Annotated in this window: 20 protein-coding genes; 15 read left to right on the top strand and 5 right to left on the bottom strand. The window is 70.3% G+C overall.

Annotated features, from left to right (window positions below; genetic code table 11):
- Positions 1-178 precede the first annotated feature (178 nt).
- From ACZ5VD_RS22175 to ACZ5VD_RS22150, 6 genes are all read left to right on the top strand, one after another.
- Positions 179-1,393 (top strand): DUF4190 domain-containing protein, encoded by a 1,215-nt coding sequence (locus ACZ5VD_RS22175; protein ID WP_468547295.1) that lies wholly within the window; start codon positions 179-181, stop codon positions 1,391-1,393.
- Positions 1,394-1,540: 147 nt separating this feature from the next.
- Positions 1,541-2,293: a GntR family transcriptional regulator gene (locus tag ACZ5VD_RS22170; protein ID WP_468547294.1), complete on the top strand. Its 753-nt coding sequence runs from the start codon at positions 1,541-1,543 to the stop codon at positions 2,291-2,293.
- Between the two features lie 486 nt (positions 2,294-2,779).
- Complete coding sequence (locus tag ACZ5VD_RS22165; protein WP_468547293.1) at positions 2,780-2,971, top strand: SPOR domain-containing protein; 192 nt, start codon at positions 2,780-2,782, stop codon at positions 2,969-2,971.
- A 45-nt stretch (positions 2,972-3,016) separates the two neighbouring features.
- Positions 3,017-3,436: a (deoxy)nucleoside triphosphate pyrophosphohydrolase gene (locus ACZ5VD_RS22160; protein WP_468547292.1), complete on the top strand. Its 420-nt coding sequence runs from the start codon at positions 3,017-3,019 to the stop codon at positions 3,434-3,436.
- A gap of 144 nt (positions 3,437-3,580) precedes the next feature.
- The gene (locus tag ACZ5VD_RS22155; RefSeq protein ID WP_468547820.1) at positions 3,581-3,988 is read left to right on the top strand and encodes an ATP-binding protein; all 408 of its coding nucleotides are present in this window, start codon (positions 3,581-3,583) and stop codon (positions 3,986-3,988) included.
- 252 nt (positions 3,989-4,240) lie between these two features.
- Positions 4,241-6,865, top strand: coding sequence for a SpoIIE family protein phosphatase (locus tag ACZ5VD_RS22150; RefSeq protein ID WP_468547291.1), 2,625 nt, complete (start codon positions 4,241-4,243; stop codon positions 6,863-6,865).
- A 35-nt stretch (positions 6,866-6,900) separates the two neighbouring features.
- Here ACZ5VD_RS22150 and ACZ5VD_RS22145 read toward each other — a convergent pair whose 3' ends face one another.
- Positions 6,901-8,379: a hypothetical protein gene (locus ACZ5VD_RS22145; RefSeq protein ID WP_468682993.1), complete on the bottom strand. Its 1,479-nt coding sequence runs from the start codon at positions 8,377-8,379 to the stop codon at positions 6,901-6,903.
- Between the two features lie 22 nt (positions 8,380-8,401).
- On the opposite strand from ACZ5VD_RS22145, the gene ACZ5VD_RS22140 reads away from it, so the two are divergent.
- A complete protein-coding gene (locus tag ACZ5VD_RS22140) occupies positions 8,402-9,568 on the top strand; it encodes a glycoside hydrolase family 18 protein (RefSeq protein WP_468682992.1) in 1,167 nt (388 codons plus the stop codon).
- Between the two features lie 27 nt (positions 9,569-9,595).
- Positions 9,596-10,570: a phosphotransferase family protein gene (locus ACZ5VD_RS22135; protein WP_468682991.1), complete on the top strand. Its 975-nt coding sequence runs from the start codon at positions 9,596-9,598 to the stop codon at positions 10,568-10,570.
- A 188-nt stretch (positions 10,571-10,758) separates the two neighbouring features.
- On the opposite strand, the gene ACZ5VD_RS22130 is transcribed toward ACZ5VD_RS22135, so the two are convergent.
- From ACZ5VD_RS22130 to ACZ5VD_RS22115, 4 genes are read right to left on the bottom strand one after another with little or no spacing between them, the layout of a single operon-like run.
- Positions 10,759-11,535 carry a succinate dehydrogenase/fumarate reductase iron-sulfur subunit gene (locus tag ACZ5VD_RS22130; RefSeq protein WP_468547287.1) on the bottom strand — a complete coding sequence of 259 codons (777 nt, stop codon included), beginning with the start codon at positions 11,533-11,535 and terminating at the stop codon, positions 10,759-10,761.
- A complete protein-coding gene (locus ACZ5VD_RS22125; protein WP_468682990.1) occupies positions 11,532-13,532 on the bottom strand; it encodes a fumarate reductase/succinate dehydrogenase flavoprotein subunit in 2,001 nt (666 codons plus the stop codon). Before ACZ5VD_RS22125 ends, ACZ5VD_RS22130 begins: the two co-directional genes overlap by 4 nt.
- A gap of 20 nt (positions 13,533-13,552) precedes the next feature.
- Positions 13,553-14,392: a hypothetical protein gene (locus tag ACZ5VD_RS22120; protein WP_468547285.1), complete on the bottom strand. Its 840-nt coding sequence runs from the start codon at positions 14,390-14,392 to the stop codon at positions 13,553-13,555.
- A gap of 59 nt (positions 14,393-14,451) precedes the next feature.
- Positions 14,452-14,742, bottom strand: coding sequence for a hypothetical protein (locus tag ACZ5VD_RS22115; protein ID WP_468547284.1), 291 nt, complete (start codon positions 14,740-14,742; stop codon positions 14,452-14,454).
- A gap of 320 nt (positions 14,743-15,062) precedes the next feature.
- On the opposite strand from ACZ5VD_RS22115, the gene ACZ5VD_RS22110 reads away from it, so the two are divergent.
- From ACZ5VD_RS22110 to ACZ5VD_RS22080, 7 genes are all read left to right on the top strand, one after another.
- Positions 15,063-17,354, top strand: coding sequence for an ABC transporter family substrate-binding protein (locus ACZ5VD_RS22110; protein WP_468682989.1), 2,292 nt, complete (start codon positions 15,063-15,065; stop codon positions 17,352-17,354).
- Between the two features lie 366 nt (positions 17,355-17,720).
- A complete protein-coding gene (gene typA / locus ACZ5VD_RS22105) occupies positions 17,721-19,637 on the top strand; it encodes a translational GTPase TypA (protein ID WP_468547282.1) in 1,917 nt (638 codons plus the stop codon).
- Positions 19,638-20,320: 683 nt separating this feature from the next.
- The gene (locus ACZ5VD_RS22100; protein WP_468547281.1) at positions 20,321-21,355 is read left to right on the top strand and encodes an ABC transporter permease; all 1,035 of its coding nucleotides are present in this window, start codon (positions 20,321-20,323) and stop codon (positions 21,353-21,355) included.
- 105 nt (positions 21,356-21,460) lie between these two features.
- On the top strand, positions 21,461-23,269 hold the full coding sequence (locus ACZ5VD_RS22095; RefSeq protein WP_468547280.1) for an ABC transporter substrate-binding protein: 1,809 nt from the start codon (positions 21,461-21,463) through the stop codon (positions 23,267-23,269).
- A 92-nt stretch (positions 23,270-23,361) separates the two neighbouring features.
- Positions 23,362-24,342 carry an ABC transporter permease gene (locus ACZ5VD_RS22090; protein ID WP_468547279.1) on the top strand — a complete coding sequence of 327 codons (981 nt, stop codon included), beginning with the start codon at positions 23,362-23,364 and terminating at the stop codon, positions 24,340-24,342.
- Positions 24,343-24,354: 12 nt separating this feature from the next.
- A complete protein-coding gene (locus tag ACZ5VD_RS22085; protein WP_468547278.1) occupies positions 24,355-25,416 on the top strand; it encodes an ABC transporter ATP-binding protein in 1,062 nt (353 codons plus the stop codon).
- 55 nt (positions 25,417-25,471) lie between these two features.
- Positions 25,472-26,596, top strand: coding sequence for an ABC transporter ATP-binding protein (locus ACZ5VD_RS22080; protein WP_468682988.1), 1,125 nt, complete (start codon positions 25,472-25,474; stop codon positions 26,594-26,596).
- The last annotated feature ends 9 nt before the right edge of the window (positions 26,597-26,605 follow it).

The raw sequence follows: 26,605 nt of genomic DNA, 5'->3' as shown, positions 1-26,605 counted from the left end.
GTCGGCGCGGTCGCCGCCCGGATCGTCGGCAGCGTGACCGGCATTCCGCCGCCATGCGCCCCACGCATACGATGCGCTGTCGTACGCCAGTTCTGTACGGCCGCAGTCTCCGCACGGCCTGCGTCTTCGTACGCCCTTCGTCCCGGCCCCGCCGCCCGAACCAGGAAGCACGGTACTCGTGTCCATACCTCCGCCCCCTGGGCCCTACCAGCCTCAGGAACCCCAAGGGCCGTACCCGCAGGGCCAGTACCCGCCGCCGCCTCCGCCCGCCCCGCAGGGACCCTACGGAGGTGTCCCCAGCCCCTACGCGCCGCCTCCCTATCCGGTCTGGGGCCAGGGCTACACGCCGTACAACCAGCCGGCGCCGGTCAACGGGCTCGCCATCGCCTCCCTGGTCCTCGGCATCCTGTGCTGCCTGCCCGCCCTGGGACTGGTCCTCGGTGTGATCGCGCTGGTGCAGATCAAGAAGCGGGGCGAGCGCGGCCAGGTCATGGCGATCATCGGGTCCGTGCTGTCCTCCTTCGGGCTCGCCCTGTGGGCGGTGACGCTGACCACGAACGGCATGTCGGAGTTCTGGGACGGGTTCAAGGACGCGGCGAGCGCCGGTTCGCCGGCCAAGGGCGAGTGCTTCGACTCGCCGACCGGCCTGCAGGGTTCGACGTACGACCTCGACGAGGTGTCCTGCGGGGGCGCGCACGACGGCGAGGTGTTCGCGGTCATCACACTGCCGGGCGACGACTTCCCCGGTGACGGCGAGGTCACCGCCACCGCCGAGGACAGGTGCTACACGCTGCGGACCGCCTACGCCATGGACACCTGGGCCGTACCGACCGACGTGGACGTGTACTACGTCGTGCCGTCCCAGGAGAGCTGGGACCTGGGTGACCGTGAGATCACCTGCGCGTTCGGCAACACCGACGAGAACGCGGCCCTGGACGGCGGCTCCCTGCGCAACGACGAGACGACGCTCGACGCGGACCAGCTCGCCTACCTGAAGGCGGTCAACATCGCGAACGCGGCCATGGAGTCGGTGCCGGAGGACCTCCCCGAGGACGACCTGAAGGCCAACAAGGAGTGGGCCGCGCGCCTCGTGTCCGCGCTGGAGGACGAGGCCGGGACGCTGCGCGGCCACACCTGGCCCGCCGACGCGCGGAAGCCGGTCGAGGCCGTCGCCAAGGAGGCGCAGACCCTGCAGGGGCCGTGGGGGAAGGCGGCCCTGGCCGGCGACGTGGACACCTTCTACCTGCACTACGGCGAGGCCCTGGAGCTGGAGGACACCGCCGTGTCGGTCACCGCACGCAAGGCTCTGGGGCTGGCCACCACCCCGCCGGCCGAGGACGAGGGCGGGGACACCGGGGGCACCGGGGGAACAGGTGGCGACCTGGAGGTGTGACGGCGCCTATAGCGGGGAGAAAGTGCCTGCGTAAAGGGCTACCCCGGAACATGTCATCACATCGAGTGATTCTCTGGCCTTTGCTTGCATGGCACAACCCACGGTCGCCAGGCTGTTGCTGTCTGTACAACCTGATGGGAGCGGCCAGTGACATTCGGTGAGCAGCCGGCGTACCTGCGTGTCGCGGGTGATCTCCGCAAGAAGATCGTCAACGGAGCGCTGCCACCGCACACCCGCCTCCCGTCCCAGGCCAGAATCCGCGAGGAGTACGGCGTCTCGGACACGGTCGCGCTGGAGGCCCGCAAGGTGCTGATGGCCGAGGGGCTGGTCGAGGGCCGCTCCGGCTCGGGGACGTATGTGCGCGAGCTTCCCGTGCCCCGGCTCATCGCCCGCTCCGGCTACCGCCCGGCCGGTGGGGCCACACCGTTCCGGCAGGAGCAGGCCGACGCCGAGGCGCGCGGCACCTGGGAGTCGCACAGCGAGCAGGCCGAGGCGAGCGGCGCCGTCGCCGAGCGGCTCGGCATCCGGCCCGGCGACCGCGTGATGTGCACGAAGTACGTCTTCAGGGACGCCGGCGAGGCGATGATGCTCTCCACCTCCTGGGAGCCGCTCGCCGTCACCGGCCGTACGCCGGTGATGCTGCCCGAGGAGGGCCCGTTGGGCGGCATGGGCGTCGTCGAGCGGATGGCCGCCATCGACGTCGTCGTGGACAACGTCACCGAGGAGGTCGGCGCCCGCCCGGGTCTCGCCGAGGAACTCCTCGCGCTCGGCGGGGTGCCCGGTCATGTCGTCCTCGTCGTTCAGCGCACCTACTACGCCTCGGGGCGCCCGGTGGAGACGGCGGACGTGGTGATCCCGGCGGACCGGTACCGGGTCGCCTACCACCTTCCGGTGAAATAGCCCGCGAAGAAAGGGCATGCGGAGAAAAGGCGTATAGGCGAAGAGCGCATAGGCGGAGAGCGTGTAGAGCAACAGCTCATAGCGGGGCGGCGCAAAGGAAAAAGGCGTGTGTACCGGCCGATTCGGCGTCCGCCCGAAGTGCCTTCACCCATGGTGGATGTGAAGTGGCGCACGCCCTCCTGGCAGTTGCCTCAGGCGAACGCTCAACCGGCGCCGATTCGCACGGCGTTCGAATTCGGCCGTTCTCGCAGGTGGGCGTGGATGCCGAGGGCGTCGCGCTGACCGGATGAATCGACGTGCGCAGGGGGCGCGTTCGATGCTGTACGCCCCCGGGTGCGCCGCTCCGTCCTGGCTGGTTGCGTACCTCTTTGTGAAAAGCCGTGTTCGCTGCGTGAAGGTTGGGCGTAGGCTCGGGCATATGCGGATTGCGGTTTCCTTACCGGGTGGGGCACGGCGCAGGCCGTGGGCGGGAAGTGGAGGGGCGCGATGAACGACGGCACGATCACTCTCCCCTGGCTCGTCATACGGCAGGACGACAACGGCAATCGCTACCGAGTGGGCAGGTACGCGACCCGCGCCGAGGCCCAGAAGATCGCGGAGAGCCTCGACGGCCGCGGCCACAAGCAGCTCTACTGGGTCGAGCGGATAGGGCAGAACGGAACCAGCTCGGCCGACTGAGCCCACCCGTCCCGCCGGCCCCCGCGCTCCCGTAGGCTCCGGCGCATGACGGAACGGATCGTGGTGGTGGGCGCCGCCCTGATCGAGGGCGGCCGCCTGCTCGCGGCGCGCCGCAGTGCGCCCCCCGAACTCGCCGGGCGCTGGGAACTGCCCGGCGGCAAGGTCGAGGCGGGCGAGACGCCCGAGGCGGCGCTCGTGCGCGAACTGCGGGAGGAACTCGGCGTCGACGCCGAGCCCGTCGAACGGATCCCCGGCGAATGGCCCCTGCGGTCGCCGTACGTCCTCCAGGTGTGGACGGTCCGCCTCCGGCCCGGCTCCGCCCGCCCCCGGCCGCTCCAGGATCACGACGAACTGCGCCTGCTCGCCCCCGCCGAGCTCTGGGACGTGCCCTGGCTGGACCAGGACGTGGCCGCGGTGCGCGAGGCGGCCCCGCGGCTGGGGGATCCCACGGAGATCCACCGCTAGGGCTCGGGAGCCGGAGTGCGCTGATCACTCCGTACGCCGTTCGTGCCACAGTGCGCCGCCCGGCGCGGTACTGGCCGCTCGATATCGGGTATGTGCCCATTAACCCCATGAAACCGGACATGGGTGTGCTGGCCGGCCCGGGATGTGATCGGCGTGATCGACACCGAAGGCGACCGCGGGGAGTGGACCTTCCCCGCGGACCCGGGCGCTGTGCGCGGCGCCCGTGCCGTGGTCCGGGGGCAGTTGCGGGAGTGGGGCCTGGAGAGCCTCTCCGATCTGACGGCTCTGCTGGTCAGCGAACTGGTGACCAACTCCCTGCGGCACGCCACCGGTCCCATCGGTGTGCGGCTGGTGCGCCCCGCGGACGTCGACGGCGTCCTGCTGGTGGAGGTCTCCGACCCGCTCCCCGACCCGCCCCGCGAGCGCGTCGCCCACCTGGAGGACGAGAGCGGCCGGGGCCTGCAACTGGTCGCCCACTCCGCGCGCCGCTGGGGTACTCGCCCCGGCGACCAGGGCAAGACGGTGTGGTTCGAACTCGCCGTACCGGGATGAGCGGTGGGTGTACGGCCGCTTCCGCTCTGTCGAGCGGCTGGTTCAGGCCAGTGGCGGTTGTCGACAGGTGGGATTCGACGGCGTGTCCGCTGGTTAGAAGACTGTAGGTGTTGTCGAAGTCCGGACCGAAAACCGTCGGGACCGTGCTGTGATCGTGAACACCGTGTTGTGCGGCGCCGTAGTGCTGGATACTGCGGGCAGCCGCCCCCGGTGACCGGTGCCGGACGCGGTGAGCTGGAGGGGACGGTTCGCGTGAGCGAGATACCAGCGAAGGCCACGGAGTCGGAGGACCCGTCGGGCGGCGCGAGGGCGGAAGCCGCGGGTGGTGCCGCGGCGGAGATCCGTCCGGGAGACGTGCTGCCCTCCGACGCCATGTGGCAGAGCAGTCCGCCCGGCTCGATCTACGACTACATCAAGGTCGCGTCCTTCTCCATAGGCCCGGACGGGCTGGTCGACCAGTGGAGCCTGCGCGCCGAGCAGCTCCTGGGCATCACCGCCGAGGCGGCCGTGGGCATGGATCCCATCGCCGCGTTCGTCGACCCCGACCTGCGCGAGCGGGGCCAGCGGAAGATGGCCGAGATCCTGGACGGACGGGAGTGGACCGGCGTGGTCCCCTTCCGGGTCCCGGACGAGCAGTCGGGCGCCCGCGGCAGGCAGGGACTCGCCGAGGTGTACGTCATGCCGACGCGGACCGAGGACGGCCAGAAGGCCGCCGTCTGCATCGTCGTGGACGTGCGCACGTTGCGCACCATCGAGACCGACCTCGCCGCCTCGCAGGCGATTTTCGGTCAATCTCCCTTCGGTTTCGTGCTGATCGACCCCGACCTGCGGGTCCGGCGCGCCAACCAGCGGTTCGCCTCCGTCTTCGGCGGCAGCCCCGACGACCACCGCGGCAAGGGCGTCCACGACTATCTGCCGCGCTCCGAGGCCGAGCGGGTCGCCGCGACCCTGCGCCGGGTCCTCGAATCCGGCAACTCCATCACGGACATGCACGTCACGGGCTTCGTGCCGGGGTCGGACGAGCGCCGCCACTGGTCCGTCAACCTCTACCGCGTGCACAGCGGCTCCGGCCGGCCCATCGGCATCGCCTGGCTGGGAACCGACATCACCGCCCGCCGAGCCGCCGCCCGCGAGGCCGCCTCCGCCCGGCGCAATCTCGCCCTGCTGAACGAGGCGGGCGCCCGCATAGGCAACTCCCTCGACCTGGAGACCACGTCCCGCGAACTCCTCGACGTCGTCGTCCCCGGCTTCTGCGACCTCGCGACGGTCGACCTCTACCAAGGGCTGCTGGCCGGTGACGAGACGCCGCCCGGCCTCGCCGACGGCAGTGCGGAACTCCGCCGTGTCGCCTTCGCCAGCGCCGTCTCCGACGCCCCCTTCGCCGGCTCGGGAAAGCCGGTCGCGGTCGGCGCGGTCCACCACTACCCGTTCAACTCGCCCTGCGCGGACGCCCTGCGCACCGCCCGGCCGCAGCTGGTGCCCGGCGAGGAGGGCGGGCTCGTGCAGTCCACGCTCGCCGTGCCGATGGTCGCCCACGACACGGTCGTCGGCATCGTCCAGTTCGCCCGCACCAAGGGCAGCGAACCGTTCGGCGACCGGGACCGCGACCTGGCCGTGGAACTGGCGGCCCGCGCCGCCGTCTGTATCGACAACGCCCGCCTGTACCGGCGCGAGCACGAACGCGCGTTGATACTGCAGCGGTCCCTGCTGCCCCCCGGCGACCCGGTCGCCTCCGGCCTCGACATCGCCTGCCGCTACCTGCCCGGCAACTCCTCCTCCGACCGGCCCAGCGAGGTCGGCGGCGACTGGTTCGACGTCATCGAACTGCCGGGGCACCGCACGGCGTTGGTGGTCGGGGACGTGATGGGCCGGGGCCTGCGCGCGGCCGTGGCCATGGGCGAACTCCGTTCCGCGGTCCGCACCCTGGCCCTGCTGGACCTCGAACCGGCGGAGGTCCTCTCCGCGTTGGACGAGATCGCGCGCGGACTCGGCGCGCCCGGCGGAGTCCAGCAGGCCACCCGAGCCGCCCGCCGCCCCCGCGAGGCGGACCTCTCCGAGGTGTACCTCGCGACCTGCGTGTACGCGGTCTACGACTCGGTGACCCGCCGGTGCACCTTCGCCAACGCCGGCCATCTGCCGCCGGTGCTGGTCGAACCCGGCGAGGCGGCACTGATGCTGGACGTGCCGCCGGGCATGCCGCTCGGCGTCGGGGGCGAGCCCTTCGAGGAGGTGGAGGTCGAACTACCCGAAGGCGCCCTGTTGGCGCTCTACACGGATGGACTGGTCGAATCGCGCGACCACCCCCTCGACGAGGGCCTCCAGGCCTTCGTGGGAGCCCTCACGGACCCCTCCAGCCCCCTGGAGGACGTCTGCGACCACGTCCTCAACACCCTCGACAGCCACCACGGCGAGGACGACATCGCCCTGCTGATGGCCCGTGTCCAGGGCCTGCCCGCCGACTCGGTCGGCGACTGGACCCTGCCGCGCGAGCCGCGCAGCGTGGGCAAGGCCCGCGAGTACGCCCGCAACCAGCTGATCAGCTGGAACATGGAACCCCTGGTCGACACCACGGAGTTGCTGGTCAGCGAGCTGGTCACGAACGCGCTGCGGTACGGCGAGGGCGAGATCCGGCTGCGCCTGCTCCTCGACCGGACCCTGGTCTGCGAGGTCTGGGACTCCGGCCTGGTGCAGCCCCGCCGCCGCCGCGCCCGCGACACCGACGAGGGCGGACGCGGACTGCAACTGGTGGGCCTGCTCAGCGCGGCCTGGGGCTCCCGGCGTACCCCACGCGGCAAGACCGTCTGGTTCGAACTGCCGCTGCCGGACGGGGAGAACGGCATGGTGGATCCGGCGGAGGCGTTGCTGAGCCTGTTCTGAGCGCACCAGGGCGTCACCACATGCCTGGCCGGGTCTCACCCGGGCTCCGGCCCGGGCGGCGGGCCGTCGGTGTCCCCGTGCGGGTTCCCGTGGACGCGTACGTCCTGCTCGGCGAGATCCCGTGCCTGGCGGGCCAGCGTGTCGGCGTGCAGCAGGCCGGTCAGCGAGGCGTCCGTCGACGCGGCGTCCCGGGCCGCCGCCAGCAGGGTGCGGGCCTCGGCGGCCACCACACCGCGGTGCGTCGCGACGAACCCGTCCGCCGCGTCGACCGCGCTGTCCGCCGTGAGCCGGGCGGCGGCCGGGAGGACCCCGGTGCGGCCGGCGGCCAGCGGGGCGACCGCCTCGACGATCCGGCGGAGGAGACCGAGGGAATCGTAGGCCCGACCGGAGGTCAGGGTGTGGCGTACCGAGGCCAGGGTGGTGTCGGCGTGCCGGAGCCGGGACCGTGACGCGCCCGGCGGCAGACCCGGCCGGGCGGCGTCGGCCCGTACTCCGGCGAGTTCCGCCTCCGCGCCCGTGAGGGTGGCCGGGAGCAGGGCCCGGGCCGTGTCCAGGTCCGCCGCCAGTCGCCGCACCGCGTCGAGCAGGACGTGGGCCTGCGCGGTGGCGCTCTCCGCGATCCGCAGGTCGCGGGCCGTGCGGACGGGGTCGCCCGAGTCGACGGCCTGGCGGGACCGGTTGAGATGGGTGGTGGCCAGCACCAGGCGGTCCTTGGCCTGTTCGACATAGCCGGTGACGGGGGCCGCGGCGGCGGGGCCGGAGCGCTCGGTGAGGCCGGCGAGGGTGGCTTCGGTGGCCGCCGTGCGGGCGGCGAGTTGCCGGAACCTGGTCTCCGTGACGGCCAGGGCCTCGGCGGAGTCCCGGTCCAGGGCGCGCAGTCGGTCGAGACGTTCGCTCTCCTCGTCCAGGCGCCGGCCCGCCTCCTGGCAGCGGCCCACGATCCCGGCGAGCGCGTGCCGCCGGGACGGCTCGTCGGACGGGACGCCGGTGTCGTAGCGCCGGCGTATGCGGAAGGCGGCCGACAGTTCCGCCTCCGCGTCCCGTACGGCCCGGGTGAACGGGACGACGGCCGCCGGTCCGGAGCGGGCCTCGACGAAGGCCAGTTCCTCACGGTGCGCGCGGATCCGGTCGTCGGCCTCGGCGAGCAGGGTGCGGGACCGCTGGTCGAGATCGGTCAGCGGCGGATCGGGTGGCACGTGGTGGGGGGCGGGGGTGGTGCGGGTGCGGGCCCGGCGGGTCCGGCGTACGCAGCCGTATCCGGCCAGCGCGCCCACCGCTCCGACCACCACCAGCGGCAGGACCAGGTCCGCGGCCGAGGACTCCTCGGCCTCCGGCGCGGCGGAGCCGGGGGCGTCGGCGGCGGTGATCGCAACCGGAACGTCCCTGCCGATCGTCATCGCAGGCAACACCAGCCAGACGAGCCCGGCCGCACCGCCCACCACGGCATGCGCCACCCGCACGGATATGTGCGAGCGGCCGCGCCGCGCCCGGCCCCGGATCAAGGATGACGTCACGTTTCGGAGCGTATGAGCAGGAATGCGGCCGCGCGACCGGGGTGGGGTGGGGTGGGGTACGGGGTGCGCCGACGGGGAGGGAAATGCTGTGGTGGAAGGTTCCGGGGGTACGGACACGGACACGGAGCACGAGAGAGGCGCCGACGGAGCGGGGGCTCTGGACGAGCCGAGACCCGGGCGGCGGCCCTGGGTCCGCCGGCTCCGGCGCACCGCCCTCGCCCTCGTCCTGATCGTCGTCCTGCCGCTGCTCGGCGGCGAGATCGCCCTCCGGGTGAACTACACCGGTGATCCGGCGGACGGTACGTACACCCGGGACAAGGACGCGATCTGGCTCGGCCACGCCTGGGTCGACGGGCGGAAGAAGGACGCCGACGTCACCGCGCTGGCCCGGCGGCTGGAGACCACCGGGATCCGGGACCTCTACGTCCACTCCGGACCCCTGGAGCACGACGGCACGCTTCCCGAGTCGGCCTACCCCAGGGCCCGTTGGTTCATCGACGCGATCCACACCGCGGCGCCCCGCATCCGCGTCCAGGCCTGGCTGGGTGACGTGCTCGCCAGTGAGAGCCCGGACGGGATGCGGCTGGAGCGGCCCCGGACGCGGGCAGCCGTCGTCGCGTCCACCCGGCAGATCCTGGACGTCGGCTTCGACGGCGTGCACTTCGACCTGGAGCCGCTGCACTCCGGCGACCGGAACTACCTCACCCTCCTCGACGCGCTGCACGGCGTCACCCGCGCCCGGGACGCGCAGCTGTCGGTCGCCGCGCACCAGATCGACCCGGTGCCGGCGTTCCACTCCTTCTGGGGCATCCTGACCGGGCACCCCAAGTGGTGGTCGCAGGAGTACTTCGGGCAGGTCGCGCGCCGGGTCGACCAGATCGCGATGATGTCGTACGACACGATCCAGCCGTTGGAGAGCACCTACGGCGGCTATGTCGCCCAGCAGACCGCGCTGGCCCTGGAGGCCACCCCGCAGTCCACCGACCTCCTCATGGGGCTGCCGTTCTTCCACGAGAACCGGTTCGGGCACTGGAACCACGCCGAGACCGTCTCCGCCGCGGTCCGGGGCGTACGGCTGGGGCTGTCCCGCACGGACGCGGACCGCGCGAACTTCGGGGTCGCCGCCTATGTGGACTTCGCGGCCACCCAGGAGGACTGGACGGCGTACCGGGAGGGCTGGGTGCGCTGAAAACCGGCTGCCGCGGGCTCCCACGGGGTGCGAGCATCCTCCGATGACCTCCACCCGCAGGCCCCTCACCCGCGACGACCTCACCCCGCTCGCCCGCGCGGCGGCAGCAAGAAGGGCGTCTACCGGCTGACCCTCGACGACGGCACGACGGCCGTCGCCTACGTCTGGTCGGCCGACGAGGACTACTGGGACGCCGGACCCTCCGACCTCCGCGACCCCTTCTCGCACGGGTCCGGCCTCGACCTGTTCACCGCGGCGCACGACCGGCTGGCCGCCGTCGGGGTGCGCACCCCGCGCCTGCTGTACGCCGACGGCACGCACACGCTTCTCCCGGCCGACGCGGCGGTCGTCGAGGACGTCACGGGCGGGAGCCTGGAGGCGGCACTGGAGCGGGACCCGGTCGCCGGGCGCGCCGCCCTGGAACGGCTGGCCGGACGCCTGGCGACCCTGCACGCGCACCAGGGGCCGGCCTTCGGGAAGGTCGCGCTCGTCGACAACGGCGGTACGTCGTCGGCGCATTCCTGCGAACACCGCGTCACCGAGGGCGCCCTGCGCGACATCGCCGAGACCGCACCGCGGGACGCCCGGATCGCCGCCGCGAGAGGCGAACTGGAGGCGGCGATAGGGGAGTTGGCGGCGGCCGTCCGCCCGCGTTCCCGGTACTCCCTCATCCACGGCGAACTCGGCCCGGACCACGTCCTGTTGGACGCGGGCGGCGATCCGGCCCTGATCGACATCGAAGGCCTGATGTACTTCGACGCCGAGTGGGAGCACGTCTTCCTGGAGCTGCGCTTCCACGAGGCGTACGACGCCCTGCGCGCCCCCGGCCTCGACGAGGACCGCCTGCGCCTCTACCGCCTGGCCATCAGGCTGTCCCTGGTGGCCGGTCCGCTCCGGCTCCTCGACGGCGACTTCCCGGACCCGGAGCCGATGCGGGCCATCGCCGAACACAACCTCCGCAGGGCCCTGGAACTGATCGGACACCGGGGCACGACGACGTGAGGCTCCCGTGGCCCAGACCTCAGGCTCCCGTTGCCCGCACAGGTGCCCGCGTCGGTGGTGAGCGACCTGTGGGCGCCCTGCGGTCCACCGATACGAGCGCTACTCACCAGCAAGGCGGCCCGGCGCGTGCTGCGCCCGGTCGCCGGTATCCGCGGGCCTCCGGCCGACCGGTCGCGGCCCCAGGGGCCTCAGCCCGACGAGGTGCGCCTCCGGATCCGGCTCCCGAGCCACACCAACGGGTCGTACTTGCGGTCGACGGCCCGTTCCTTCAGCGGGATCAGCGCGTTGTCGGTGATCTTGATGCCCTCGGGGCAGACCTCCGAACAGCACTTGGTGATGTTGCAGTAGCCGAGGCCGTGCTCCTCCTGGGCGGTCTTCTTGCGGTCCAGGCCGGTGTCGTCGGCCGCGTCCAGCGGGTGCATGTCCAGCTCCGCGACCCGCATCAGGAAGCGCGGCCCGGCGAACGCCGGCTTGTTCTCCTCGTGGTCGCGGACCACATGGCAGGTGTCCTGGCACAGGAAGCACTCGATGCACTTGCGGAACTCCTGCGAGCGGTCCACGTCCTCCTGCATCATCCGGTACTCGCCGGGACCGAGGTCGGCGGGCGGCACGAAGGCCGGGACCTCGCGCGCCTTCGTGTAGTTGAAGCCGACGTCGGTCACCAGATCCCGTATGACAGGGAAGGCCCGCAGCGGGGTGACGGTGATCGTCTCCTCGCGGGTGAACACCGACATGCGGGTCATGCACAGCAGCCGGGGGCGCCCGTTGATCTCCGCCGAGCACGAACCGCACTTGCCCGCCTTGCAGTTCCAGCGGACGGCCAGGTCGGGGGCCTGGGTGGCCTGGATGCGGTGGACGATGTCGAGGACCACCTCGCCCTCGTTCACCTCGACCTCGAAGTCCTTCAGGCCGCCGCCCTCGACGTCACCCCGCCACACCTTGAAGTGGGCCGTGTAGCCGCTCATTCGTACAGCTCCTCTTCGGCGAGGTACTTGACCAGCTCCTCCTTGTCGAAGAGGGCGAGCAGGTCGGGGCGGATGGGTTCGGTGGTCTCACGGGTGAGGTCGATCTGGCCGCGCTCCGGGTCGGTGGCCGCCAACCCGCCGGTGGGATCCGTGAGTTGGCACATCAGGTTGACGCGACGCCAGGTGCGTTCCATCGTCGGGTGGTCCTCGCGGGTGTGGCCGCCGCGCGACTCCGTCCGCTCCAGCGCGGACCGGGCCACGCACTCGCTGACCAGGAGCATGTTGCGCAGGTCCAGGGCGAGATGCCAGCCCGGGTTGAACTGGCGGTGGCCCTCCACGCCGGCCCGCCGGGCCCGTACCCGCAGATCGGCCAGCTTCTCCAACGCCTCCCGCATCTCCGCCTCGCGACGGATGATGCCCACCAGGTCGTTCATGGTCTGCTGGAGTTCCTGGTGGAGGGTGTACGGGTTCTCCGGTGGCCGGACCCCGGGGGTCTGGGCGCTGTCCTGCGGACGGTCAGGGTCCTCGCCCGGCGCCGGGCCCTCGGCGGAGAACGGGCGCAGCGCCTCCGCCGCCGCCGTGTCGACCTGGGTCTCGTCCACGGGCGGGCGGTCCGCGGCGAGCCCGGCCGCGTACTCGGCCGCGTGCCATCCCGCGCGCCGGCCGAACACCAGCAGGTCGGAGAGGGAGTTGCCGCCGAGCCGGTTGGAGCCGTGCATACCGCCCGCGACCTCACCGGACGCGAACAGTCCCGGCACCCCGCGCGCCGCCGCGGTGTCGGACTCGACGGCGATGCCGCCCATCACGTAGTGACAGGTGGGCCCGACCTCCATCGGCTCCGCGGTGATGTCGACGTCGGCCAGTTCCTTGAACTGGTGGTACATGGACGGCAGTCGGCGCCGGATGACCTCGGCGGGCATCCGCGTCGACACGTCGAGGAACACCCCGCCGTGCGGGGAGCCGCGGCCCGCCTTGACCTCGGAGTTGATCGCGCGGGCCACCTCGTCACGGGGGAGGAGTTCCGGCGGGCGCCGGTTGTGGTCCGGGTCCTCGTACCAGCGGTCGCCCTCCTCCTCGGACTGGGCGTACTTCTCCTTGAAGACGTCCGGGATGTAGTCGAACATGAACCGCTTGCCGTCGGAGTTCCTGAGCACCCCGCCGTCGCCGCGCACCGACTCGGTGACGAGGATGCCCTTGACCGACGGCGGCCAGACCATGCCGGTCGGGTGGAACTGCACGAACTCCATGTTCAGCAGGGGCGCCCCGGCGAGCAGGGCCAGCGCGTGGCCGTCGCCGGTGTACTCCCACGAGTTCGACGTCACCTTGAACGACTTGCCGATGCCGCCGGTCGCGATCACCACGGCCGGGGCTTCGAGGACGAAGAAACGGCCGGTCTCGCGGTCGTAGGCGAAGACACCGGAGACCCGGCCGCCCGCGGCGGAGCCGCTGTCGGGCACGGTCTTCAGGACCCGGGTGACCGTGCACTCCTGGTACACCTTCAACCGGGACTCGTAGTCGCCGGTCTCCTTGAAGTCCTCCTGCTGCAACGACACGATCTTCTGCTGGAGGGTGCGGATCAGCTCCAGGCCCGTGCGGTCGCCGACGTGCGCGAGGCGGGGGTACTCGTGGCCGCCGAAGTTGCGCTGCGAGATCCGGCCGTCCTTCGTACGGTCGAAGAGGGCGCCCCAGGTCTCCAGTTCCCACACCCGCTGCGGGGCCTCCCGCGCGTGCAGCTCGGCCATCCGCCACTGGTTGAGGAACTTGCCGCCGCGCAGGGTGTCGCGGAAGTGGACCTGCCAGTTGTCACCGGAGTTGACGTTGCCCATCGCGGCGGCGATGCCGCCCTCGGCCATCACCGTGTGCGCCTTGCCGAACAGCGACTTGCAGATCACGGCCGTTCGCGCACCACGTTCGCGGGCCTCGATGGCGGCACGGAGGCCCGCGCCACCGGCGCCGACCACGACGACGTCCCACTCCTGCCGGTCGACCACGGACATCAGAAGCACCTTTTTGTCTGCTAGAAGAGGGTCGGATCATCGAAAGCACCGGAAGCGACCAGGTACACGTAGAAGTCGGCGAGCGCCACGCTCACCAACGACGCCCAGGCCAGCTGCATGTGACGGGCGTTCAGCTTCCCGACCAGCTGCCACGCCCGGTAGCGCACGGGGTGCTTGGAGAAGTGCTTGAGCTTGCCGCCGACGATGTGCCGGCAGGAGTGGCAGGAGAGGGTGTACGCCCAGATCAGCCCGATGTTGACCAGGAAGACCAGGGTGCCCAGGCCCATGTGGCCCCACGCGTAGTGCTCGTCGCGGAAGGAGAGCACGGTGTCGTAGGTCAGGATCCCGGCGACGACGAGCGCGGCGTAGAAGAAGTACCGGTGGATGTTCTGCAGCACCAGCGGGAACCGGGTCTCGCCCGAGTACTTCTTGTGCGGCTCGGCCACCGCGCAGGCCGGCGGGGACGCCCAGAAGCCCCGGTAGTAGGCCTTGCGGTAGTAGTAGCAGGTCAGCCGGAAGCCGAGCGGGAAGATCAGGATGATGATCGCGGGGGAGATGCCCCACCAGCCGCCGAACAGCTCGGCGTTGGGGCCGTTGCGCATCGGCTCGCAGTTCTCCGCCAGACACGGGGAGTAGAAGGGCGAGACGTACGGGGCCGCGTAGTAGTCGGTGTTCGCGAACGCCCGCCAGGTCGAGTAGACGATGAACGCGAACAGACCGGCTGCCGTGGCGGCAGGGGCCAGCCACCAGCGGTCGGTGCGCAGGTGCGGAGCGTCGATCGCGGCGCGCGTACCGGTGCGTACGCCGCCGCGCGGGGGATGGGGGTCTTCGGTTGCTGGAGGTTCCGTACCAGTGGCCAATTCATGACTCCGGTCGGGTCGGGACTCCGGACGGGGGCTGTCCGGCGGACAGAGACCCCCTAGGGAGCGCGGCGGTCCCGGGCGCCGAGTCCCTCGTCGTCCGAGTCCGTCCACAGGCTGTTGTCGTACGGGGTGTCGGGGATGGGCACGAGGTCGGGGCGCCGGGGTTTGGCCGGCCCGGGAGAGGCGTCCCGCAGCAGCGCGACACTCTCGCGCAGCCGGTCGGCGTCTGCCCGGACGCGGCGCATCTCCAGGCCACCGCTGCCGAGCTGCTGTTCCAGGCGTTTCACGGACCGGGACAGTTCGTCGAGGCTGCGCTGGACTGACGTCAGTTCGTCGTTCACGGACATGACGTGACCTCACTTCCGCGGGCGGCGTCGCCCTGGACGGGAACGGTCATGCGCCTGCGAGTGTTGCGTGTCACACCTGCCCCTGGGAAGGGACGTGCATGGATTGGCGGATCGCGAGCCTCCGTGCGCGCCCCCCACGCGCCGGAAGCTGCCGCCCCCTGGGTCGGCCGTTGCGCCGCACGGGTGGCCTTGGCGCCGCCCACCGCCGTGTCGCCGTCCCCTGCCGAACCCTTTCCTCTTCAGTGGCCGCATACATCTGATCAGCTCCATATACCGCCAAACGTGATCCAAACCGGCGGTTCACCCCGGAGGTAGACGGCATGTCCCACGACGGTGTTCCCAGGCCTCGGCGTGGCGCGGTCATGCGCTCGGTCGCCTTCCTCTCCGCGGGTGCGCTCGCGGTCCCCCTGCTCGCCGGGTGCAGCTCCGAGGACCAGGCGGGCAAGCCCCTCGCGGGTCAGGACATCGCGCCGGCCGGGCGGGCCCTGGTCGCCGACGGCGGGACGCTGCGCTGGGCGGTGGACTCCGTACCCGAGACGCTGAACACCTTCCAGGCCGACGCCGACGCGGCGACCGGCCGGGTCGCGCAGGCCGTACTGCCCTCGATGTACCGGCTGGACGGGAACGGGCGGCCCGAGCGCAACGCCGACTACCTGGAGTCCGCCAAGGTCGTCGAGACCGAGCCGAAGCAGGTCGTGCTGTACAAGCTGAACCAGCAGGCCGTGTGGAGCGACGGCCGGGAGATCGGCGCCGCCGACTTCGCCGCCCAGTGGCGTGCCCTGTCCGGCAAGGACACCGCGTACTGGACCGCGCGCAACGCCGGGTACGAGCGCATCGAGAAGATCGAGCGCGGGGCGAACGACCTGGAGGTGCGGGTCACCTTCGGGCGGCCCTACGCCGACTGGCAGTCGCTGTTCTCGCCGCTGTACCCGAAGGACGTCATGGGCACCCCGGACTCCTTCAACGACGGGCCGCGCCGCAAGCTCAGGGTCACCGCCGGGCCGTTCGCCCTGAAGAAGGTCGACCGCAAGGACGAGGAGGTCACCCTCGTCCGCAACCCGCGCTGGTGGGGACGGCCCGCCAAGCTCTCCGAGATCGTGCTGCGGGCCGTACCGCGGGACGAGCGGGCCACCGCGCTGGCCGCCGGGAGACTCGACCTCGCCGAGATCGACCCCGACTCCGCCGGACGCGTCACGCTCGCGGGGCGCGCCGGAGGCAAGGGGACGGCCACCGCGCCCCAGGGCTCGGGCGACGTCCGCAGGACCAGGACCGCCGACGAGGGGGACGCGTCCGGCACCGACGAGAAGTCGGGCAGGACGGCAGGCAAGGCCAAGGCATCAGGCAAGAAGGCGAGCGGGAACTCGGCCTCGAAGACCGCCGAGAAGAAGCGTCGGCAGCAGGCGCTGCTCGGCTTCGAGGTGCGCAAGTCCCTGGAGCCCGCCTACACCCAGCTCGCCCTGAACGGGTCCGACGGCCCGCTCGCCGACGAGCGGGTCCGCCGGGCCGTGGCCCGCGCCCTCGACCGTCAGGCGCTGGCGAAGGCCGTCCTCCGGCCGCTCGGGCTGCCCGCCGAGCCGGTCGGCAGCCACCTCGCGCTGTCCGGGCAGGCCGCCTACGCCGACAACAGCGGCGCCCTCGGCGGGCAGGACACCGCGGAGGCGCGGGCGCTCCTCGCGGACGCCGGGTGGGTGCTCGGCGGTCCGGTGAAGGAGAAGAAGGGCGAGAAGGCGGCCGGCGCGGAGGCCGAGAAGGCCGGCAAGCCGGAGAAGACCGGGGAGTCCGATGAGGCCGCGGCCGAGTCGGCGGGCGGCGACGAGGGGACGTACATCGTCGGGGAGGACGACAAGGCTCCCGGCGAGGCCGACCGGGAGAAGAGGAAGCACCCTCAGAGCAAGGCGCACCGTCACTCCCAGAAGAGCGAGGAGGGCGGCAAGCACCTCGCGCAGGACGGCAAGCAGTACGCGAACAAGCTGAAGCAGGGCGGTGCGCCCGGCGCGTACGCCCCCATGGGCACCGCCGCCCCGGCGAGCGCCGAGTCCGCGCGGCTCGCCAAGAACGGCAAGCCGCTCACCCTGCGCTTCGTGCTCCCCTCCGGCCCCGGCTCCCAGAACCTGCGGACCGTCGCCGACCGGATCAGCCGCATGCTGGAGAAGGTCGGCATCCGCACCGAGATCTCCAAGGTCGCCGACGAGAGCTACTTCAAGGACCACATCGCGTCCGGCCAGTACGACCTCGCCCTGTACTCCTGGCCCGCCTCCGCCTTCCCCGCGACCGACGCCCGCCCGATCTTCGCCAAGCCGGTGCCGGCCGCCGACGGCTCCCTGAACGTCGAGCAGAACTACACCCGGGTGGGCACCGACCAGGTCGACCAGCTCTTCGACCAGGCCGTCGCCACCCTCGACAAGGACGAGAGCCACGGCCTCCTGCGCAAGGCCGACTCCCGCATCTGGGCGGCGGCCGGCTCCATCCCCCTCTACCAGCGCCCCCAGCTCACGGCGGCCCGCAAGAACCTGGCCAACGCCGGTGCCTTCGGCTTCCGGACACCGGTCTACGAGGACATGGGCTTCCTGAAGAAGGGTGCGAAGCCGTCCCCGAGTCCCTCCCAGGACTAGAGGGAGACACGACCTCGCACACGAGCGGCCGGCCGCCGTCCCGCACCGCGCGGGGCGGCGGCCGACGCATGGGGGAGACACTCGCCAAGGCGTGCCGTCCGGCTCCGGAACCCACCCCGACGCCACCCCCGGAACGGCCGGTTCCGGGGCCGCCGGCAGGCTCTGCCCGGCTGGTTCCGTCGCCTCCTGACCGGTCTGAGCTGCACGAATGCCGCCGGACCCGTCCGCACCGGCACAGCCCGGCGCGCCTGCACCCTGGCGGCCCCGTACCATGGGGTGAGGCCGTGGCGTGTCCAGCCCGGCAGGGTCCGCGCGACACAGATGTCAGCGCAGGCCGTCCTCACACTCCGGGAGAAGCGCCTCACTATGGCTGTGACCGCAACGCGTCACGACATTCGCAACGTCGCCATCGTCGCCCACGTCGACCATGGCAAGACCACACTGGTCGACGCCATGCTCAAGCAGGCCGGTGCCTTCGCCGCGCACGCCGCCGAGTCGCTCGACGACCGCATGATGGACTCGAACGACCTGGAGCGTGAGAAGGGCATCACGATCCTGGCCAAGAACACGGCCGTGAAGTACCACCCGAAGGATGGCGGCGACGTCATCACGATCAACATCATCGACACCCCGGGCCACGCCGACTTCGGCGGCGAGGTCGAGCGCGGTCTGTCGATGGTCGACGCGGTCGTGCTGCTCGTCGACGCGTCCGAGGGCCCGCTGCCCCAGACCCGCTTCGTGCTGCGCAAGGCGCTCCAGCAGCGTCTGCCGGTCATCCTGTGCATCAACAAGACCGACCGCCCGGACTCCCGGATCGACGAGGTCGTCAACGAGACCTACGACCTCTTCCTGGACCTGGAGGCGGACGAGGAGCAGATCGAGTTCCCCATCGTCTACGCGTGTGCACGCGACGGTGTGGCCTCGCTGACCAAGCCGGAGGACGGCACCGTCCCGGCCGACAGCGACAGCCTGGAGCCGTTCTTCTCCACGATCCTGTCCCACGTCCCGGCTCCGCAGTTCGACACCGAGGCCCCGCTCCAGGCGCACGTCACCAACCTGGACGCCGACAACTTCCTCGGCCGTATCGCGCTGCTCCGCGTCGAGCAGGGCGAGCTGCGCAAGGGCCAGACCGTCACGTGGATCAAGCGTGACGGCACGATGTCCAACGTGCGCATCACCGAGCTGCTGATGACCGAGGCGCTCACCCGCAAGCCCGCCGAGATGGCAGGCCCCGGTGACATCTGTGCCGTCGCCGGTATCCCGGACATCATGATCGGTGAGACCCTCGCCGACCCCGAGAACCCGATCGCGCTGCCGCTCATCACGGTCGACGAGCCGGCGATCTCCATGACCATCGGCACCAACACCTCGCCGCTGGTCGGCCGTGGCGGCACCGGCAAGGGCGCCTCCGCGAAGGCCGCCGTCAAGGACCGCAAGGTCACCGCCCGTCAGGTCAAGGACCGCCTGGACCGCGAGCTGATCGGTAACGTCTCGCTGCGGGTCCTGGACACCGAGCGTCCCGACGCCTGGGAGGTCCAGGGCCGTGGTGAGCTGGCGCTCGCCATCCTGGTCGAGCAGATGCGCCGCGAGGGCTTCGAGCTGACCATCGGCAAGCCCCAGGTGGTCACCCAGGAGATCGACGGCAAGGTCCACGAGCCCGTCGAGCGCATGACGATCGACGTACCCGAGGAGCACATGGGCGCGGTCACGCAGCTCATGGGTGTCCGCAAGGGCCGGATGGACAACATGTCCAACCACGGTTCGGGCTGGGTGCGTCTGGAGTTCGTGGTGCCCTCCCGCGGTCTCATCGGGTTCCGGACCGAGTTCCTCACCGGCACCCGCGGCACCGGCATCGCGCACTCGATCCACGAGGGCCACGAGCCCTGGTTCGGCGTGCTGACGACCCGTAACAACGGCTCCCTGGTCGCCGACCGCGCCGGCGCCGTCACCGCGTTCGCGATGACGAATCTCCAGGAGCGCGGCGTGCTGTTCACCGACCCCGGCACCGAGGTGTACGAGGGCATGATCGTCGGCGAGAACTCGCGCTCCGACGACATGGACGTGAACATCACCAAGGAGAAGAAGCTCACCAACATGCGGTCGGCCGCGGCCGACTCGTTCGAGGCGATCGTCCCGCCGCGCAAGCTCTCGCTGGAGCAGTCGCTGGAGTTCTGCCGCGACGACGAGTGCGTGGAGGTGACCCCGGAGGCCGTTCGCATCCGCAAGGTCGTCCTCGACCAGAAGGAGCGCGGTCGCTCCGCGAGCCGCGCCAAGCACGGCTGACGCCCAGCCGGCACACAGCCTGAGCCCGGTCGCCCCCAAGGTGGGGGCGGCCGGGCTTTTCGCAACCGGTTTTGGCCTGGTTCCGCGGTGACCGGCGGGTGGCCGACACCCACCGCTGTCCGAAATGCGGAGATCCTCGCCCGGTAGCCATGTAACACGTCCGTTTCGCACCCATCTCGTGCCGAACAGTTTGTCCATGTTTTGGAAGATGTACGCGTCAGCTGTGACTGAATTGAGATTTAAAGACGGTGGTCGGTAGTTGGCTCATGGCAGATAGTTAGCCGCGTAGCGCTCGGGTCAATGGGTCTCGCGCCGTGGGGACGGCGCCGACTCAACGAGCACCAGGGGGTGTCTGACTCTCCGTCAGGGGTGTCGGAGGACAGACATGTGCCCCCTCCTGTTGGTGAACACGTGGAGTCATGAGGAGGAGTCCCATGCGCGGTGTCACAAGCGCCAGGTGGGTCACGGTGTCCGTAGCAGTCAACTGTCCACACCTGTACGGCGATTGCCTCTGAGCGCAGGCGGCCGGTCGATCGGCGCGCCCTTGCGCCTACGCGCGTCCGGCTGCGGGTTTGCCGCCTTTTCCGGGGCGCCCTGACGCTTCTTCATGATTCGGTCCGCGATCACGCACGCCTGCGTCGATCGCCGGCTCGGCACACCCACATCTGTGAAATGGGCGAACTGTGACAAGTCCTATCGACATTGAGGACGGCGGGACGTCGGTCGTCGTCGACGGCGACCTGGCGCCGAAGAAGGAACCCGAGGACAAACAGCTGGTGGGCCGTTCCCCCGGCCAGCTGATGTGGATCCGCTTCAAGCGGGACCGCACGGGTGTGACCTCGGCCTGCGTGGTCATCTTCTTCTTCGCGATCGGACTGCTCGCCCCGCTGATCTCCAAGCTGTACGGCAAGGACCCGTACACGGTGTACGCCGACGAGCGCCCCGAACTCTTCGACAGCGCGGGTGTCCCGGTCCAGCCCAACGGCGGCATCAGCGGCGAGTTCTGGTTCGGCCTGGAGCCCGGCAACGGCTACGACGTCTTCACCAAGCTCCTCTACGGCATCCGGACCTCGCTGATGATCTCCGTCGCGGTGACCCTCGCGACCGTGGTCACCGGCATCATCCTCGGGGTCACGGCCGGCTACCTCGGCGGCCGGACCGACTACTTCATCAGCCGGGTCATCGACTTCCTCCTGGCCTTCCCGGCGCAGCTGTTCTTCATCGCCAGCATGCCCGTCGTGGTCTCGCTGTTCGTCAGCCCGACCGACGAGACGCCGGTCTACGTCCGGGTGGTCGCCCTCATCGCCGTGCAGTGGGTGCTGGGCTGGATGAGCCTCGGGCGCATCCTGCGGGGCACCACACTCGCCCTGCGGGAAAGGGAGTTCATCGAGGCGGCCAAGGTCAGCGGGGCCCCGCCCCGGCGGATCATCCGCAGGGAGATCCTGCCGAACGTGGTCACACCGATCCTCGTGCAGGGCACCTACATGCTGCCCAACTTCGTGACCGCGGAGGCCGGTCTGTCCTTCCTCGGCGTGGGCATCGTCGAACCGACGCCGGACTGGGGGCAGATGTTCTCCAAGGCGTCGACCGAACTCGTGATGCAGAACGACATCACCTACATGTTCTTCCCCGGCATCTCGATGATCATCTTCATCGTGGCCTTCAACCTGCTCGGGGACTCGGTCAGGGACGCCTTCGATCCCAAGACGGCGCGCTGACCGGCGGGTTGTTCCGTTGGTACCAGCTCTGGCACTTCCTTCAGCACTTGCTTCGCAGGGCACTTCCTTCGAACCGGTGACACACAGATAGGTGGAAACTGAGTGATGAGTAGGGGCGGACGTCATGTCTACGCCGCGATCTCGGTGCTTGCGGCCGGAGCACTCGTGCTCACCGGTTGCAGCGAGGGCGGCAGTGGATCGAGCGACAACGACAAGCAGGACCAGGAGAACGCCCAGCGTCAGCAGGCGTCCATCAAGTTCGGTGACGCCGCGGCCTCCACGGGGCCGGCGGCCGAGGTACCGGGCGCCAAGAGCGGCGGCACCATCGAGGTGCTGGCCCGCGACAGCTACGCCCACCTCGACCCGGCCCAGATCTACGTCCAGGACGAGATGGCCGTCTCCCAGCTGTTCCACCGAGGGCTGACCGGCTACAAGGCGACCAGCAACGACGGCGGCAAGCACGAACTCGTCGGCGACCTCGCCACCGACTCCGGTACCACCACGGACGGCGGCAAGACCTGGAAGTACACCCTCAAGGACGGCCTCAAGTTCGAGGACGGGTCGGCGATCACGTCCGCGGACATCCGGCACACCTTCGAGCGGCAGTTCGCGGCCTTCGTCAACCAGGGCCCGCCGTACATCCAGCAGTGGCTGGCCGACACCCCCGGTGCCGACTACCGCAAGCTCCTGCCGGACGGCCCGTACAAGGGCAAGCACCTGCCGGACACCGTGCTGGAGACGCCGGACGAGAAGACCGTCGTCTTCCACTTCAAGACGGCCCACGCCGACCTGCCGTACGCCCTGGCCATGGCGGGCTACTCCGTCGTGTCCGAGAAGGGTGACACCAAGGAGAAGTACGACAAGGACCCGGTGGTGTCGGGCCCGTACAAGATCCAGTCCTTCAAGTCCGGCAAGTCGATGGTGCTCGTCAAGAACACCAACTGGGACGCGAAGACCGACCCGCTGCGCCACCAGTACGTGGACGGGTTCAACATCACCTTCAACAACCAGTACGAGGACTCCACCAAGGCGCTCCTCGCCGACACCGGCAAGGACCAGACCGGCGTCAGCTTCAGCAACGCGGTCGACGCGGGCAACCTGTCCAAGGTCCTGAAGGACCCGAAGCTCAAGTCCCGTACGGTCGGCGGCTACCAGCCCTACGTCGGCCAGATGAACATCAACCTGAGCCACCCGGCCCTGAAGGACATCAAGATCCGCCAGGCCATCGCCTACGGCCTGCCGGTCACCCCGTTCGTGCGGGCCTACGGCGGCACCGACGCGATGGAGGCCGCCGGCGGCATCCTCAGCCCGACCGTCACCGGCTACAACGCCGCGTTCGACCCGTGGGGCAAGCGGAAGAACCCCGCGGGTGACCCGGCCAAGGCCAAGAAGCTTCTGGAGGAGGCCGGCAAGGTCGGCATGAAGCTGACCTTCGGCTACATCAACACCCCCGAGGGCCAGCAGTACTCCACCGCCATGGCGGCGGGCCTGGAGAAGGCCGGCTTCGACGTCCAGCGCCAGGAGATCCCGGCCGAGACCTACTACGACCAGGTCAGCAAGCTGGACAACAAGTACGACATCTTCCACACCGCGTGGGGTGCCGACTGGCCGTCCCCCTCGACCGTGATCCCGCCGCTGTACGACGGCCGCGGCATCGCCGAGGGCGCGCAGAACTACTCGCAGATCAACGACCCGAAGGTCAACAGCGAGATCGACCGGATCAACAAGATCACCGACCCGGCCAAGGCCTCGGTCGAGTGGGGCAAGCTCAACGAGTACATCGTGAAGGACGTCGTGAACGTCGTCCCGACCGCGTACTACAAGCAGACCCAGATCGCCGGCACCAAGATCGGCGGCCTCGCCTACGACGACGTCATCTCCGGCGTCGACCCGCGTCGCCTCTTCATCAAGTAACCCGGCCCACCCGGTACCCGGTGCGTGCGCCCACCCCGGCGGCGCACCGGGTACCGGCCGGCCCCCGCTGACGCCTGAGAGCTGCCTCTGTCATGCTGCGCTTCCTCGTACGCCGGTCGCTCGGCGCCGTCGTCATCCTCTTCCTGCTGAGTATCGTCACGTTCCTGCTGTTCTTCGGAATGCCGCGTGACCCGGCGCTCCTGATGTGCGGCAAGACGTGCACTCCGGCCAACCTCGAGAACCTCCACCAGGTGCTCGGGCTCGACAAGTCGATCCCCGAGCAGTACTGGATCTTCCTGCACAACCTGGTCGTGGGCAGCAGCGACTTCGCCCAAGGCCCTTGCCCGGCACCGTGTTTCGGGTACTCGTACCACACCAACGAGCCGGTCTGGAGCACCCTGATCGACCGGCTGCCCACCACCCTCTCGCTCACCCTGGGCGGGGCGGTGTGCTTCCTGGTCATCGGGCTCGGCACCGGTCTGATCGCCGCCTGGAAACGCGGCACGCTGGTCGACAAGACCTTCACCGCCGGGGCGATGGTGATCAGCTCGATGCAGATCTACTTCCTGGGCCCGCTCGCCCTGGCCATCCTCGTCTACCAGACCCACCTCTTCGAGAAGCCCGCCTACAACGAGTTCACCGGCAACCCGGCCGCCTGGTTCGCCGGGCTGATCATCCCGTGGGTCGTGCTGTCGACGATCTTCGCCTCGCAGTACACCCGTATGGCGCGCTCGTCGATGATCGAGCAGCTCCAGGAGGAACACGTCCGCACCGCCAAGGCCAAGGGCATGTCGCGGCAGTACGTCTTCTTCCGCTACGCCTGGCGCGGCTCGCTGATCCCGATCGTCACCATCTTCGGCATCGACCTCGGGTCCCTGCTGGGCGGCGCCATCATCACCGAGTACACCTTCGGCCTCCCGGGCCTCGGGCGGCTCGCGGTGGAGTCGGTGTTCTTCAGCGACCTCCCGCTGCTGCTCGGCGTGATGCTGTTCTCGGCCACCATGATCCTGCTGTGCAACATCGTCGTCGACGCCGCGTACGCCTTCATCGACCCGCGCGTGCGGCTGGCCTAGGAGCACATCGTCGTGACCACTCTGACCAAGGAAGCCGGCCGCCCCGGACCCGCCGACGAGGGGGCCTTTCTCTCGGTGCGGGACCTGCATGTCAGTTTCCGCACTGAGGACGGGATCGTGCGGGCCGTCGACGGGCTCTCCTTCGACGTCGCCAAGGGCCAGACGCTCGGCATCGTCGGTGAGTCGGGCTCCGGCAAGTCCGTCACCAACCTGACCATCCTCGGGCTGCACAACCCGAAGTTCACCACCGTCGAGGGCGAGATCCTGCTGGACGGACAGGAGTTGACCACCGCCCGGGAGTCCGACCTGGAGAAGGTGCGCGGCAACAAGGCCGCCATGATCTTCCAGGACCCGCTCACCGCGCTCTCCCCCTACTACACGGTCGGCCGGCAGATCGCCGAGCCCTTCATGAAGCACACCGGAGCCTCCAAGAAGGCGGCCATGGACCGCGCGGTGGAGATGCTCGGCAAGGTCGGCATCCCCCACCCGAAGCAGCGCGCCAAGGACTACCCCCACCAGTTCTCCGGCGGTATGCGCCAGCGCGCGATGATCGCGATGGCCCTGGTCTGCGACCCCGACCTGCTGATCGCCGACGAACCGACCACCGCCCTCGACGTGACCGTCCAGGCCCAGATCCTCGACCTCCTCAAGGACCTCCAGCAGGAGTTCGGCTCGGCGATCGTCTTCATCACCCACGACCTCGGCGTCATCGCCGACATGGCCGACGACATCATGGTGATGTACGCGGGCGGCGCGGTCGAACGCGGCACGGTCGACCAGGTGCTGCGCTCGCCCCAGCATCCCTACACCTGGGGCCTGTTGAACTCGATGCCCCGTCTCGACTCCGACTTCGACACCCCGCTCTCGCCGATCCCCGGCTCGCCCCCGTCGCTGCTCACACCGCCGTCCGGCTGCCGCTTCCATCCCCGCTGCACCTTCCAGGACCGGGTCGGGGGCTCCCGCTGTGTGACCGAACGCCCGCTGCTGGGACCGGACCGCGACGGGGCCTGCCATCTCACCGCGGACCAGAAGCGGACCATCTTCGTGGAGGAGATCAGGCCCCGGCTGGGCTAGTCCCCGGCTGGACCGGGCCACGGCATCATGAGGAGAACGTCATGGAAGAGGAGTCATGAAAGAGGACCTCGTCCTCCCCGCCCCGCGGGAGGCCGGCACCGACGGTGCCGGGGAACCGCTGCTCGTGGTGGAGGGGCTGACCAAGCACTTCCCGGTCAAGGGCGGCTTCCCGATCCGGCGCACGGTCGGGGCCGTACAGGCCGTCGACGGCATCGACCTGACCGTGCACGTCGGCGAGAGCTTCGGCCTGGTCGGCGAGTCCGGCTGCGGCAAGTCGACGACCGGACGCCTGATCACCCGGCTCCTGGAGCCGACCGCGGGCCGGATCTCGTACCGCGGTCAGGACATCAGCCATGCGAGCCGCAAGGATCTGGCGCCGATCAGGTCCGAGATCCAGATGATCTTCCAGGACCCGTACTCCTCGCTGAACCCGCGGCAGACGATCGGGAAGATCATCTCCGGTCCGATGGAGGTCAACGCGATCGAGCCGGAGGGCGGCCGGGAGAAGCGGGTCCGTGAGCTGCTGGAGATCGTCGGCCTCAACCCGGAGCACTACAACCGCTTCCCGCACGAGTTCTCCGGCGGCCAGCGCCAGCGCATCGGTGTGGCGAGGGCGTTGGCCCTGGAACCCAAGCTGATCGTGGCCGACGAGCCGGTCTCGGCCCTCGACGTCTCCATCCAGGCACAGGTCGTCAACCTGCTCAAGGAGGTCCAGCAGGAACTGGGTATCGCGTTCCTGTTCATCGCCCACGACCTGGCCGTCGTACGGCACTTCTCGCACCGCCTGGCCGTGATGTACCTCGGCAAGGTGATCGAGGTCGGCGACCGCGAGTCCATCTACACCCGCCCCCGCCACCCCTACACCCACGCCCTGCTGTCCGCGGTGCCCGAGGTCAACCTCACGGACGCCGACGCGGGCCGCCGCGAGCGGATCCGGCTGGCCGGCGACGTGCCCTCGCCCATCTCGCCGCCCTCCGGCTGCCGGTTCCGCACCCGCTGCTGGAAGGCGCAGGACAAGTGCGCCACCGAGGAACCCCCGCTGGTCCGGATCTCCGGCAACCACGACGGCCATCTGACGGCCTGCCACTTCCCGGAGGAGCCGACGATCGAGGGCCGCGAGCAGGACATCGTCCTGGACCCGGCGCTGGCGGCGCTGGAGGAGGACACGGGGCGCCAGTAGCGGGCCGTA

It is taken from the genome of Streptomyces sp. NPDC032822 (assembly GCF_055578825.1).
This window is presented reverse-complemented; position numbering and strand designations above follow the sequence as displayed.

Excerpts from the sequence above, each read along its gene's own strand:
- ACZ5VD_RS22165 (WP_468547293.1), top strand. The coding sequence starts at position 2,780 with ATGAACGACGGCACGATCACTCTCCCCTGGCTCGTCATACGGCAGGAC.
- ACZ5VD_RS22160 (WP_468547292.1), top strand. The coding sequence starts at position 3,017 with ATGACGGAACGGATCGTGGTGGTGGGCGCCGCCCTGATCGAGGGCGGC.
- ACZ5VD_RS22140 (WP_468682992.1), top strand. The coding sequence starts at position 8,402 with ATGCGGCCGCGCGACCGGGGTGGGGTGGGGTGGGGTACGGGGTGCGCC.
- ACZ5VD_RS22130 (WP_468547287.1), bottom strand. The coding sequence starts at position 11,535 with ATGAGCGGCTACACGGCCCACTTCAAGGTGTGGCGGGGTGACGTCGAG.
- ACZ5VD_RS22125 (WP_468682990.1), bottom strand. The coding sequence starts at position 13,532 with ATGTCCGTGGTCGACCGGCAGGAGTGGGACGTCGTCGTGGTCGGCGCC.
- ACZ5VD_RS22115 (WP_468547284.1), bottom strand. The coding sequence starts at position 14,742 with ATGTCCGTGAACGACGAACTGACGTCAGTCCAGCGCAGCCTCGACGAA.
- ACZ5VD_RS22110 (WP_468682989.1), top strand. The coding sequence starts at position 15,063 with ATGTCCCACGACGGTGTTCCCAGGCCTCGGCGTGGCGCGGTCATGCGC.
- typA (WP_468547282.1), top strand. The coding sequence starts at position 17,721 with ATGGCTGTGACCGCAACGCGTCACGACATTCGCAACGTCGCCATCGTC.
- ACZ5VD_RS22095 (WP_468547280.1), top strand. The coding sequence starts at position 21,461 with ATGAGTAGGGGCGGACGTCATGTCTACGCCGCGATCTCGGTGCTTGCG.
- ACZ5VD_RS22090 (WP_468547279.1), top strand. The coding sequence starts at position 23,362 with ATGCTGCGCTTCCTCGTACGCCGGTCGCTCGGCGCCGTCGTCATCCTC.
- ACZ5VD_RS22080 (WP_468682988.1), top strand. The coding sequence starts at position 25,472 with ATGAAAGAGGACCTCGTCCTCCCCGCCCCGCGGGAGGCCGGCACCGAC.